Origin of the sequence: Bacillus sp. FSL E2-8868, assembly GCF_038005505.1 — a bacterium.
Taxonomy (GTDB): Bacteria; Bacillota; Bacilli; order Bacillales; family Bacillaceae_G; genus Bacillus_A; species Bacillus_A mycoides.
Window position 1 is genome coordinate 609105 of sequence record NZ_JBBOTI010000003.1, and the last position, 12740, is coordinate 621844.

Annotated in this window: 12 protein-coding genes; all 12 read left to right on the top strand. The window is 35.5% G+C overall.

Annotation, left to right across the window (positions count from 1 at the left end):
- Positions 1-150 precede the first annotated feature (150 nt).
- Positions 151-1530: a bifunctional UDP-N-acetylglucosamine diphosphorylase/glucosamine-1-phosphate N-acetyltransferase GlmU gene (gene glmU, locus NSS74_RS24175; RefSeq protein WP_002091584.1), complete on the top strand. Its 1380-nt coding sequence runs from the start codon at positions 151-153 to the stop codon at positions 1528-1530.
- Positions 1531-1548: 18 nt separating this feature from the next.
- A complete protein-coding gene (locus NSS74_RS24180) occupies positions 1549-2502 on the top strand; it encodes a ribose-phosphate diphosphokinase (RefSeq protein ID WP_002091580.1) in 954 nt (317 codons plus the stop codon).
- Positions 2503-2574: 72 nt separating this feature from the next.
- Positions 2575-3135, top strand: coding sequence for an aminoacyl-tRNA hydrolase (pth, locus tag NSS74_RS24185; protein ID WP_002144538.1), 561 nt, complete (start codon positions 2575-2577; stop codon positions 3133-3135).
- A gap of 70 nt (positions 3136-3205) precedes the next feature.
- Positions 3206-3430: an anti-sigma-F factor Fin family protein gene (locus NSS74_RS24190; protein ID WP_002091576.1), complete on the top strand. Its 225-nt coding sequence runs from the start codon at positions 3206-3208 to the stop codon at positions 3428-3430.
- A 105-nt stretch (positions 3431-3535) separates the two neighbouring features.
- Positions 3536-7066: a transcription-repair coupling factor gene (gene mfd / locus NSS74_RS24195; RefSeq protein WP_061675097.1), complete on the top strand. Its 3531-nt coding sequence runs from the start codon at positions 3536-3538 to the stop codon at positions 7064-7066.
- 135 nt (positions 7067-7201) lie between these two features.
- A complete protein-coding gene (gene spoVT / locus NSS74_RS24200) occupies positions 7202-7738 on the top strand; it encodes a stage V sporulation protein T (protein ID WP_002009670.1) in 537 nt (178 codons plus the stop codon).
- Between the two features lie 231 nt (positions 7739-7969).
- On the top strand, positions 7970-9571 hold the full coding sequence (locus NSS74_RS24205) for a putative polysaccharide biosynthesis protein (RefSeq protein WP_002029318.1): 1602 nt from the start codon (positions 7970-7972) through the stop codon (positions 9569-9571).
- 12 nt (positions 9572-9583) lie between these two features.
- On the top strand, positions 9584-11044 hold the full coding sequence (mazG, locus tag NSS74_RS24210; protein ID WP_002009675.1) for a nucleoside triphosphate pyrophosphohydrolase: 1461 nt from the start codon (positions 9584-9586) through the stop codon (positions 11042-11044).
- Between the two features lie 14 nt (positions 11045-11058).
- Positions 11059-11334, top strand: a complete 276-nt coding sequence (locus NSS74_RS24215) for an RNA-binding S4 domain-containing protein (protein ID WP_002009677.1) — start codon at positions 11059-11061, stop codon at positions 11332-11334.
- Between the two features lie 58 nt (positions 11335-11392).
- A complete protein-coding gene (gene yabP / locus NSS74_RS24220) occupies positions 11393-11701 on the top strand; it encodes a sporulation protein YabP (protein WP_001059101.1) in 309 nt (102 codons plus the stop codon).
- Positions 11698-12351 carry a spore cortex biosynthesis protein YabQ gene (yabQ, locus tag NSS74_RS24225; RefSeq protein WP_002091573.1) on the top strand — a complete coding sequence of 218 codons (654 nt, stop codon included), beginning with the start codon at positions 11698-11700 and terminating at the stop codon, positions 12349-12351. Before yabP ends, yabQ begins: the two co-directional genes overlap by 4 nt.
- Positions 12348-12707 (top strand): cell division protein DivIC, encoded by a 360-nt coding sequence (divIC, locus tag NSS74_RS24230; RefSeq protein ID WP_002091572.1) that lies wholly within the window; start codon positions 12348-12350, stop codon positions 12705-12707. The genes yabQ and divIC overlap by 4 nt, the downstream gene beginning before the upstream one ends.
- Positions 12708-12740: the final 33 nt, after the last annotated feature.

Genomic DNA, 12740 nt, shown 5'->3' on the forward strand with positions numbered 1-12740 from the left:
GTATAGCTTATTCCTTAAAAAAGATACTAAAGAGTAAAACATCTTATAAGAATTATGGTAAAATTTAATAGTTATAATGTGTTTCTTGAAATATATGATGATTTAGGATAATATCGTTAATGGATAAATAGGTTGCGATGGAGGGTCTATATGTCAAACAGATTTGCAGTGATTCTAGCTGCAGGTAAAGGCACACGTATGAAGTCCAAGCTATACAAAGTGCTGCATCCTGTATGTGGAAAACCAATGGTACAACATGTAGTCAATGAAGTATCTCAATTAGGATTGCAGAAACTTGTAACAGTCGTTGGACATGGTGCTGAAAAGGTACAAGAACAGCTAGGAAACGTAAGTGAGTTTGCATTACAAGCAGAACAACTTGGTACAGCTCATGCTGTCGATCAAGCTGCAAGTGTACTTGCAAATGAAGAGGGAACAACTTTAGTTATTTGTGGTGATACACCTCTAATAACTGCTGAAACGATGGAAGCATTGCTTCAGCAACACGAAGAAGCGGGAGCAATGGCGACGGTACTAACAGCGTACATAGAAGAGCCTGCTGGATATGGCCGTATCGTTCGTAATGAGAATGGTCATGTTGAAAAGATTGTTGAGCATAAGGATGCAAATGAAAAAGAATTAGCTATTAAAGAAATCAATACAGGTACGTATTGTTTTGATAATAAAGCTTTATTTGCTTCACTTTCTAAAGTTTCAAATGATAATGTACAGGGCGAATATTACCTTCCGGACGTTATTGAAATTTTAAAAAATGAAGGTCATATTGTATCAGCTTATCAAACAGAGCACTTCGATGAAACGTTAGGTGTTAACGACAGAGTCGCTCTATCGCAAGCGGAAATTATTATGAAAAATCGTATTAACAGAAAGAACATGGTAAATGGTGTTACAATTATTGATCCAAGTAACACATACATTTCTGCGGATGCAATTATTGGTAGTGATACAGTTCTTCACCCAGGAACGGTTATTGAGGGGAACACTGTAATTGGTTCTGATTGTGAAATTGGACCGCATACAGTAATTCGCGATAGTGAAATTGGAGATCGTACGGTAATTCGTCAATCTACTGTACATGACAGCAAACTTGGTACAGAAGTATCAGTTGGTCCATTTGCACATATTCGCCCAGATTCAGTTATTGGAGATGAAGTGCGCGTTGGAAACTTCGTAGAAATCAAAAAAACTGTTTTTGGTAATAGAAGTAAAGCTTCACACTTAAGTTATATCGGGGATGCACAAGTTGGAGAAGACGTGAATCTTGGTTGTGGTTCAATTACGGTGAACTACGACGGCAAGAATAAATTTAAAACTGTAATTGGTAACGGGGTATTTATTGGATGTAATTCAAACCTTGTTGCTCCTGTAACAGTTGAAGATGGTGCTTATGTGGCAGCAGGCTCTACAATAACAGAGAATGTTCCATCAAAAGCATTATCAGTAGCACGTGCACGTCAAGTTAACAAAGAAGACTATGTTGATCAATTGCTGAATAAGAAAAAATCATAATGTGGAGGGTTAATCTAGATGTCGACTCAATATCTAAATTCTAATTTGAAAGTATTCTCTTTAAACTCTAATAAGGAACTTGCTGAGCAAATCGCAAAGCATATTGGAGTAGGACTAGGAAAATGTTCTGTTGATCGTTTTAGTGATGGAGAAGTTCAAATTAACATTGAAGAAAGTATCCGTGGTTGCGATGTATTCATTATTCAATCTACAAGCTTCCCAGTAAACGAACATATCATGGAATTACTTATTATGATTGATGCATTAAAACGTGCATCTGCAAAAACAATTAATATTGTTATTCCTTACTATGGTTATGCGCGTCAAGACCGTAAAGCGCGTTCTCGTGAACCAATTACATCGAAACTTGTAGCAAACTTGCTTGAAACAGCAGGTGCAACTCGTGTAATCACTCTAGATTTACATGCTCCGCAAATTCAAGGATTCTTTGATATCCCGATCGACCACTTAATGGGTGTACCGATTCTTTCAGACTACTTTGAAGCAAAAGGCCTTAAAGATATCGTAATCGTATCTCCTGATCACGGTGGTGTAACGCGTGCTAGAAAAATGGCGGATCGCCTAAAAGCGCCAATCGCTATTATTGATAAGCGTCGTCCTCGTCCGAATGTATCAGAGGTAATGAACATTATCGGTAACATCGAAGGCAAAACAGCAATTTTAATTGATGACATCATTGATACAGCTGGTACAATTACATTAGCGGCAAACGCTCTTGTTGAGAACGGTGCTTCTGAAGTATATGCTTGCTGTACACACCCAGTATTATCTGGTCCAGCAATTGAGCGTATTCAAAATTCGAATATTAAAGAGTTAGTTGTAACGAACTCTATCGTATTACCAGAAGAGAAGAAAATTGATAAAGTACATGAACTTTCAGTTGCTCCATTAATCGGAGAAGCAATCATTCGTGTATACGAAGAAGAATCTGTAAGTGTATTATTCAATTAATTGGATAGAATGAGACGTAACCAAGCTTGGTTACGTCTTTTCGTATCGAAAAAAGAAAGTAGTGGTACAAGAATGAAATTAATAGTAGGACTTGGGAACCCAGGTAGAGAATATGAATTAACAAGGCATAATATTGGATTTATGGCAATCGATGAACTTGCAAAACGTTGGAGTATTTCTTTGAATGAACAAAAGTTTAAAGGGGTATTTGGCGCAGGTTTTGTTAATGGGGAAAAAGTAATCTTACTAAAGCCACTTACATATATGAATTTATCTGGGGAAAGTATCCGTCCACTCATGGATTATTATAAAATTGATGTCGAGGACTTCATTGTTATGTACGATGATTTAGATATTCCTGTAGGTAAATTACGCCTTCGCATGAAAGGTAGTGCGGGTGGACATAATGGTGTGAAATCAACAATTTCACATTTAGGAACACAAGAATTTCAACGTATCCGCATGGGAATCGATCGTCCGAAAAATGGGATGAAAGTAGTGGATTACGTATTAGGACGTTTTACATCTGAAGAAATATCTGGCGTTAATCAATCCATTGAAAATGCAGCAGATGCATGTGAGGAATGGTTAAATAAACCTTTTCTCCAAATCATGAATACTTTTAATAGTTAAGCGCACAATCTGGAATATTTTATTTTGTTTTATCCCATACTAGTAGCAATTGGATATTTAGGAGGCTAGTATGGAAGGTTATTATTACTGTAGACATTGTGGAAGTAATGTGGGCTCCATTATCGCAGAAAAAGTATATAGCGACGTTTTGTTTCAACTAACAGAGCAAGAAGTAGTGGATATGATTCATTTTCATGAGAATGGAAATATATATATAAAAACGATTTGTGAATCGTGTCAAGAAACGCTCGCATCTTATCCTGAGTATTATGAATATGAAAAATTTCTGCAATAAAATGTTGTCGCTTTGGCATGTCCAAAGCATTTTTCTGTTTTCTTTTTCCAAAATATTTGCATAAAATATAGTAACTTGCTCTTTATGTTGAGAGGAGTTTTGAAAATGATAGGTTTATTAGAGCAATTTTATAAAAATGAAGAAATACAATCGGTTATTAATGGGCTAGAAGATGGGTTGAAAGAACAACTTGTATCGGGTATGGCAACATCCTCTCGTTCATTATTAATGGCAGCTTTATATAAAAAGACAAAGCAATCACAACTTATCGTGACGCACAATTTATACCAAGCACAAAAAGTACATGAAGATTTAGTGGCGTTACTTGGTGAAAAAGATGTTTGGCTATATCCGGTAAATGAATTGATAGCATCGGAGGTTGGTGTTGCAAGTCCAGAATTGAAGGCACAGCGTATTGAGGTGTTAAATCGCTTAGCTGCAGGAGAGAATGGGATTATTGTAGCGCCAGTTGCAGGGCTGCGTAGGTTTTTACCAATAAAAGAATTATGGAAGCAAAGGCAAATTGAAATCAATCTAGGGCAAGAGATTGATTTAGATGCACTCTTGCATACTTTACACCATATTGGCTACGAGCGTAAGTCAATGGTAGAAGCTCCAGGAGAGTTCAGTTTACGCGGGGGAATATTAGATATTTACCCATTAACGGAAGAATTACCGTTTCGTATTGAATTCTTCGATACAGAAGTCGATTCTATTCGATTGTTTGATGTGGATGAACAGCGTTCTCAGGATAAAAAGGAAAGTGTTAAGTTCGGTCCAGCAACAGAGTTTTTATTTTCACAGGAAGAATTGAAATCGGGAATTAAGCATCTTGAAGAAGGTTTGACTAAGACGATGCAAAAGCTTTCCGATGATAAATTAAAGACTACTGTGCTTGAGACGGTTAGTCATGAAATTGAAATGTTGAAAAACGGGCAGAGTATAGAACAAATGTTTAAATATTTATCTATTTTCTATAAAGAACCTGCTAGTCTGATAGATTATTTACCAGAAAATGGTGTTGTAATTTTAGATGAGATTTCCCGTATTCAAGAAACAGCATCACATCTTGAAACAGAAGAAGCGGAATGGTATATCTCACTTCTTGGCGAAGGAACAATTATTCAGGATTTATCTTTCTCCCACTCGTTTGAGGAGTTTCTTCATAATAAAAAAAGAAGTTTTGTATATTTAACGTTATTCTTACGCCATATAGCACACACGCATCCTCAAAATATTGTAAATGTGACATGTAAAACGATGCAAGATTTCCACGGACAGATGAATTTGTTAAAAACTGAAATTGATAGATGGAATGAAGGTAATTTTACGACCGTTGTGCTTGGAACAGATGATGAACGTGTAAAAAAACTACAACATATTTTAAGTGATTATGATATTGATGCAGACATTGTAGAGGCGACAGATATCTTATTGCCTGGAAGGTTACAAATTGCTGTAGGTGATTTACATGCAGGCTTTGAAATGCCGATGCAAAAGTTTGTTGTCATTACTGAAAAGGAGCTTTTTCATAAGAAGGTTAAAAAATCACAACGTAAGCAAAAGTTATCTAACGCTGAACGTATTAAAAGTTATTCGGAATTAAAAGTTGGAGACCATGTAGTTCATGTAAATCATGGTATAGGTAAATTTTTAGGTATTGAGACATTAGAGATTAATGGTGTTCATAAAGATTATTTAAATATTAAATATCAAGGTAATGATAAGTTATACGTTCCAATTGAACAAATTGATCAAGTGCAAAAATACGTAGGGTCTGAAGGTAAGGAACCAAAAGTTTATAAATTAGGCGGAAATGATTGGAAGAAGGTCAAAACGAAAGTTGAAAAATCTGTACAAGACATTGCAGATGACCTAATTAAATTATATGCCGAGCGTGAAGCTTCGAAAGGTTATGCATATACACCAGATACGGCAGAGCAACAAGAGTTTGAATCTTTATTCCCATATCAAGAGACAGAGGATCAATTACGTTCTATTGAAGAGATTAAGAAAGATATGGAACGCGGACGTCCGATGGATAGGCTTCTTTGTGGTGACGTAGGATATGGAAAGACTGAAGTAGCTATTCGTGCGGCATTTAAAGCAATTATGGATGAAAAACAAGTTGCGATTTTAGTACCAACAACAATCCTTGCACAACAACACTATGAAACAATTCGAGAGCGTTTTCAAGATTATCCGATTAATATAGGGTTACTAAGTAGATTCCGTACACGAAAACAACAAAATGAAACGATTAAAGGTTTAAAAGATGGAACGGTGGATATTGTAATCGGAACGCATCGTATTTTATCTAAAGATGTTACTTATAAAGATTTAGGACTTCTTATTATTGATGAAGAACAAAGATTCGGCGTTACACATAAAGAAAAAATTAAACAATTGAAAGCAAATGTTGACGTGTTAACATTAACGGCAACTCCGATTCCACGTACACTTCATATGTCTATGCTTGGTGTGCGCGATTTATCTGTTATTGAGACACCACCAGAGAATCGTTTCCCAGTACAAACATATGTAGTAGAGTATAATCCAGCGTTAATGCGAGAAGCGATAGAGCGAGAGTTAGCAAGAGGCGGTCAAATTTACTTCCTATATAACCGTGTGGAGGATATTGAAAGAAAAGCAGATGAAATTTCGATGTTAGTTCCAGATGCTCGTGTAACATACGCACATGGGAAAATGAATGAAGGTGAATTAGAGTCTGTTATGCTATCGTTTTTAGAAGGGCAGCATGATGTTCTTGTAAGTACAACAATTATTGAGACGGGTGTAGATATTCCGAATGTAAATACATTAATTGTATTTGATGCAGATCGTATGGGATTATCGCAGTTGTATCAGCTTCGTGGTCGTGTTGGGCGTTCTAATCGCGTCGCGTATGCATACTTTGCATACAAACGTGATAAAGTGTTATCGGAAGTTGCAGAGAGGCGTCTGCAAGCAATTAAAGAGTTTACAGAGCTTGGATCTGGTTTCAAAATTGCGATGAGAGACTTATCAATTCGTGGTGCGGGTAATTTGTTAGGGGCAGAACAACATGGATTTATTGATTCTGTCGGATTTGATCTATATTCTCAAATGTTAAAAGATGCAATTGAGCAACGTAGAGGAACAGACGGAGTTGAAAATACCGTTAATGTTGAAATTGATTTAGAAGTAGATGCATATTTACCGGATGCGTACATTTCAGATAGTAAACAAAAAATTATGATGTATAAACAATTTAGAGGTATTTCTGCAATTGAAGATATTGAAGAGTTGCAGGAAGAGATGATCGACAGATTTGGTGATTATCCACAAGAAGTTGGTTATTTATTACAAATTGCAAACATTAAAGTGTTGGCAATGAAAGAACAAATTGAGTTAATTAAGCAAAATAAATTTGAAGTAACATTCCTGTTTTCTGAACAAGCGAGCCAAAATATAGATGGTGGAAAATTATTCATGCTAGGAAGTAGTTTTGGCCGTATGATCGGTCTTGGTATGGAGGGGTCACAATTGAAAATTGTGATGAAAACGAATGGATTAGAGACGTCGAAATGGTTAACAATTGCTGAAAATTTATTAAAAGGCTTGCCAGATGTAAAAAAAGAAGTAATAAATGCCTAATATAAGATAAAAAATACAATTCGACGTGCATAGAAGAACTAATGTGTAAAATACTATGTTTAATAGTTGGTGATTTTTACATGAACAGGTAAATTCACCACTTTGATCATCAGTAGAAAGTGAGGCAGCATTAGAATGAAAGCAACTGGAATCGTACGTCGAATTGATGATTTAGGCAGGGTAGTAATTCCGAAGGAAATTCGTAGAACTTTACGTATTCGTGAGGGAGATCCACTAGAAATATTTGTTGATCGCGATGGAGAAGTGATTTTGAAAAAATATTCTCCAATTAGTGAACTAGGTAATTTTGCAAAGGAATATACGGAAGCTTTATACGATAGCTTAGGACATAATGTGCTTGTATGCGATCGTGATTCTATTATCGCAGTAGCAGGCGCATCTAAAAAAGAATACTTAAATAAAAGTGTTGGCGATTTAATTGAGAAGACAATGGAAGAGCGTAAGTCTGTAATTATGACAGATGAAAGCGAAATTTCAATTATTGATGGAGTAACAGAAAAAGTGAGCTCTTATACAATTGGCTCGATTATTGCAAATGGAGATCCAATCGGAGCTGTCGTTATCTTCTCTAAAGAGGCTATTATTAGTGAAGTAGAGCATAAATCAGTAAATACAGCTGCAAGCTTTTTAGCGAAACAAATGGAGCAGTAGCAAAGTGTAATTTCTATAAGTAGCAATCTTTCCTAATTATGATATTTCTATTTGAGAAATTAACTACTTGGAGATATAAGTATATTGAACGAAGGTAGCGCTTTGCTACCTTTTTTCATTGAATATTTTTGCTGTTGAAAGAAGTCAGTGAATGTAAGGAATATGAAGGAGAGCCAGTTTTTCTTTGTGATATAATACGAGGGGTGAGAATAGAAAAAGGAGTTTTCTTGTATGGAAGCGAAGAAGTACCAAGCCTTTTGGCGTGGGGCTATTATATTAACAATCGCAAGTTTTGTTACGAAGGTATTAAGCGCTTTTTACCGTATTCCATATCAAAATATAGCGGGTGATGTTGGTTTTTATATTTATCAACAAATTTATCCGTTTTATGGATTTTGTTTGATTTTAGCTACTTATGGGTTTCCCATTATTATTTCAAAAATGGTCGCAGAAAGATTAGAACGAGGAAAACAAAAAGAAGCAGAAGAAATTATTTGTGTATCTTTTTGGTTTTTATTAGGAATTGGATTTATAGGGTTTTTCACATTATTCTTTGGGGCCGAAACAATTGCATCGGCTATGGGCGATATACATTTAGATAAATTATTACGCGTTATTTCGTTTTCATTCCTACTAATGCCATTTTTATCTGTAGCGAGAGGATATTTTCAAGGATTCAATAATATGATGCCGACGGCTGTTTCGCAAGTAATTGAACAAACGATTCGTGTTTCTATTATTGTATTTTTATCACTATTCCTTATTGCTCATGGATTTGATTTATATACAGTTGGTGCGGGTGCCATGCTAGGTTCAATTGCAGGCGGGCTTATTGGGATTATCGTACTTTTACTTTATATGCGTCATGATTTCCATGCTATTTTCTTCAAAGGATGGAAGGGAATTAGAAATAAAAAAGGGATTGTTCGAATCCTTTTTTGGCAGGGATTAGCGATTTGTGTTAGTAATTTAGTCCTTATTTTTATACAAATGGCGGATTCTATTTCCTTGTATACTTTGCTTATTCGTGCGGGAGAGCAAGTTGAAAATGCAAAGGTACTAAAAGGTGTTTATGATAGAAGTATCCCGCTTATGCAATTAGGTACTGTTGTGACAACTTCTTTCTCATTGTCACTTATTCCTATTATTACAGCGGCGAAAGAAAGAGGAGATCTTTCATTTATTCAAGAAAAGGTAAAGTTAGCAATGAAAATAACATTTGTTATTGGATCTGCAGCTGCTATTGGATTAACTTGTATTATTCAACCTACAAATATTATGTTGTTTGAAAATAGTGATGGATCAGATGTGTTATCGATTTTATCTTTATCTATTTTATTTAGTTCATTGTCAATTACAACTGCTTCCATTTTGCAAGGAGTGGGACAAACATTAAAACCAGCAATATTCGTTGTATTTGGAGGTTGTTTGAAGTTAGTTTTAAACTATATATTAATGCCGTATTTTGGTGTAAAGGGAGCTGCAATTGCAACTTTAGTTGCGCTTATTGTAATTGCCTTGCTAAATAGTGTGTTACTTATGCGAGCTGTATCGGAGCCGCTTATTGATAGGCGGAATATGTTAGGTGTAGCTATTAGTGGTATCGGTATGGGGTTTGTATTAATAATCTTTATGCGTATGTTGCGAATGTCCGGATTAGTAATTGATACAGGACATAGAGGAATTGCGACGCTTGAAGCGCTGTTAGGCGTAGCTATCGGTGGATTAGCATATATGTTTTTAATTTTAAAATTACGTGTATTTACAAAAGAAGAATTAGGAACCGTTATGAAACAAGAGAAAAAAGAAGGTTCATTGAAGAAGAGTGGATAGAGGTGACTGGTTGTGAGTGGAATCATTACTATTTTAGGATTAGGTGCTGGTGAGTTAGATCAGTTAACGATGGGTGTATATCGAAAGATAAAAGAAGCAGACCATATGTTTGTTAGAACGAAGGAACACCCAGTTATAGAAGAATTGGAGAAAGAAGCTATAAAGTATACGGCCTTTGATAATGTATATGAGGCACATGATACATTTGAAATCGTATATGAAACAATTGCGAATACATTGTTAGAACAAGCTAAAGGCGCAGAAATTATTTATGCTGTTCCAGGTCATCCGCTTGTAGCAGAAAGAACAGTTCAGCTACTTTTGGAAAAAGGAGAAGCAGCAAATATTGAAGTGCGAATTGAAGGTGGACAAAGTTTCCTTGATCCGATGTTTGCAAGTCTAAAAATTGATCCGATTGAAGGGTTCCAATTAATTGATGCTACATCATTTGAAAGAGGACAATTAGAATTACGTCAACATTTAATCTTTTGCCAAGTGTATGATGCATTCGTTGCTTCAGATGTGAAGCTAACGTTAATGGAGATTTTGCCAGATGATTACGAAGTGTATATCGTAACAGCTGCAGGGACTTCATTCGAGCAAGTGAAAAAGGTATCGTTATACATGTTAGATCACGAAACAGAATTAAATAATTTAACGAGTGTGTATGTACCGCCGGTTAAGGAACGTGCGTCCTTATATCAGCAGTTTGATGTGCTTAGAGCAATTATTGCTGATCTTCGTGGACCGAATGGTTGCCCATGGGATAAAAAGCAAACTCATCAATCTTTAAAGAAATACTTAATTGAAGAAGCGTATGAAGTGCTAGAAGCAATTGATGAAGAGGATGATGATCATTTAGTAGAAGAACTAGGTGATATATTATTACAAGTTATGCTTCATGCCCAAATTGGAGAGGATGAAGGTTGGTTCTCTATAGATGATATTATTCGGACTTTAGCTGAGAAAATGGTTCGTCGTCATCCGCATGTGTTTGGGGATACGGATGTAAATAATGCTGATGAAGTGATTGCAAATTGGGAAGAAATTAAAAAACAAGAAAAGGGATTCGTGAAAGAATCTGTTTTAGCGGGTATTCCAAAAAGCTTGCCACAACTAATGCGTGCTTATGAAATTCAGAAGAAAGCTGGAAAGGTTGGATTTGATTGGGTTGATGTGCAGCCGATGATAGAGAAGGCCTTAGAAGAATGGCAAGAATTCCAACAAGAAGTTGTAAACATGGATGAGAAAAAGATGCTAGGTGAATTTGGTGATTTACTATTTGCATTTGTGAATATAGCTCGTCATTATAAATTAGATCCAGAAGAAGCGTTACGTTCAACTAATGAGAAATTTATGGATCGTTTTTTATACATGGAAGCAAAAGTAGCTGAAATGAATAAGGAAATGCAAGATTTATCATTAGAACAGTTAGATATTTTATGGGAAGAGGCAAAACAAACAGAGCGTTAATAGGGGGATTTGATATGCGTCTAGATAAATTTTTGAAAGTATCACGTTTAATTAAAAGAAGAACATTAGCAAAAGAAGTGTCTGACCAAGGAAGAATTTCGATTAATGGCCAAGTGGCAAAAGCGAGTTCAGATGTGAAGGTAGAGGATGAATTAACAATTCGTTTCGGGCAAAAAATAGTAACTGTGAAAGTAAATGAATTGAAAGAAACAACTAAAAAAGAAGATGCAGCAAACATGTATAGTCTCGTTCGTGAGGAAAAGGTGAAAGCGGAAGAAGGCTTGTTCTAAAATAGGTTAGCCCTTCATACATTACTATTAGCTAGTATAAAGCTATGGGGGGATTTTCGTGAATAATGGTTACTCACCTATGTCTTCTAATCAACAAAATGTTTCGGTAGAGCATGATATTATTATGCGTGGTAGGCGTGTAATTGATATTACCGGTGTAAAGCAGGTAGAGAGTTTTGATAGCGAAGAGTTTTTACTCGAGACTGTAATGGGTTTTTTAACAATTCGTGGTCAAAATTTGCAAATGAAGAATTTAGATGTAGAAAAGGGTGTTGTATCAATTAAAGGGAAAGTTCATGAAATGCTGTATATTGATGAGAACCAAGGGGAGAAAACTAAAGGCTTCTTTAGTAAGCTGTTTAAATGAGCCTAACAATTCAGTTGTATACAATGCTTTCGATGATTGGAATGGGTGCTTGGATTGGTGCTTCTTTAGATACATACCAACGGTTTTTAAAGCGCCAAGAGCGTAAACGTTGGCTTGTATTTATACATGATATACTATTTTGGATTGTCCAAGCATTATTCGTTTTTTATGTATTACTGCGTGTAAATGAAGCCGAACTACGTATATATGTATTTTTGGCGTTACTATGTGGTTTTGCAGCATATCAAAGCTTATTGAAAGCACTATACATGAAGATGTTAAATTTTCTCATCTATATTTTTGTACAAACAACACAATTTTTTGTTCGAATTATACAGCTACTCATGATAAAACCTGTTATTATTATAGCACAGCTATTTATTGCATTTATATTATTCTTATTTCGTATACTGCTTTCAATTGGACATGTGTTATGGAAAATGGTGATTTGGATATTACTTTTCATATGGAAAGTTTTTTTCTCGCCTGTTCGGTTTATTGCTTCGCTCATATGGAAACTTCTCCCTAATCGTGTTAAACTTTTTATAATGAAGCATGTAGGGTTCCTGCAATATGTAGCAAAATTGAAGGGACATATCTTCCAATTATGGGTGCGTATAAAAAAGAAGTTAGGGGGACCTCGGAAATGAGGGAACTGAGACAAAGAACAATCGACAAACAGAGTCCAAATCCTGTTAAAGAACATATAATACAAACGGATGAGAACAGGAAGCGACTTTATCGCCGTTTAGCGGTTTTTCTTGTCTTTGCTTTTACAATTATTGCTAGTATTAGTGTGACGTTTTATCAACAAAACAGTTCCATTAAAGCAAAAGAAGCAAAAGTTAAGGACATGAAAAAAGAACTGGATTCATTAACGAAAAAAGAAAAGAATCTAAAAGATGAAGTTCAAAAGTTGAATGATGAAGAGTACGTTTTAAAGATTGCTAGAAGGGATTATTTCTTCTCCGGAAAAGGGGAGATAATTTTTCCTGTTTCTAAGTAGAGTATGTCTTATTGACACTGTATTTTAGGATTA

Coding starts and splice junctions, on each gene's coding strand:
- divIC (WP_002091572.1), top strand. CDS start 12,348: ATGAGGGAACTGAGACAAAGAACAATCGACAAACAGAGTCCAAATCCT.
- pth (WP_002144538.1), top strand. CDS start 2,575: ATGAAATTAATAGTAGGACTTGGGAACCCAGGTAGAGAATATGAATTA.
- glmU (WP_002091584.1), top strand. CDS start 151: ATGTCAAACAGATTTGCAGTGATTCTAGCTGCAGGTAAAGGCACACGT.
- mfd (WP_061675097.1), top strand. CDS start 3,536: ATGATAGGTTTATTAGAGCAATTTTATAAAAATGAAGAAATACAATCG.
- NSS74_RS24215 (WP_002009677.1), top strand. CDS start 11,059: ATGCGTCTAGATAAATTTTTGAAAGTATCACGTTTAATTAAAAGAAGA.
- NSS74_RS24205 (WP_002029318.1), top strand. CDS start 7,970: ATGGAAGCGAAGAAGTACCAAGCCTTTTGGCGTGGGGCTATTATATTA.
- NSS74_RS24190 (WP_002091576.1), top strand. CDS start 3,206: ATGGAAGGTTATTATTACTGTAGACATTGTGGAAGTAATGTGGGCTCC.
- spoVT (WP_002009670.1), top strand. CDS start 7,202: ATGAAAGCAACTGGAATCGTACGTCGAATTGATGATTTAGGCAGGGTA.
- NSS74_RS24180 (WP_002091580.1), top strand. CDS start 1,549: ATGTCGACTCAATATCTAAATTCTAATTTGAAAGTATTCTCTTTAAAC.
- yabQ (WP_002091573.1), top strand. CDS start 11,698: ATGAGCCTAACAATTCAGTTGTATACAATGCTTTCGATGATTGGAATG.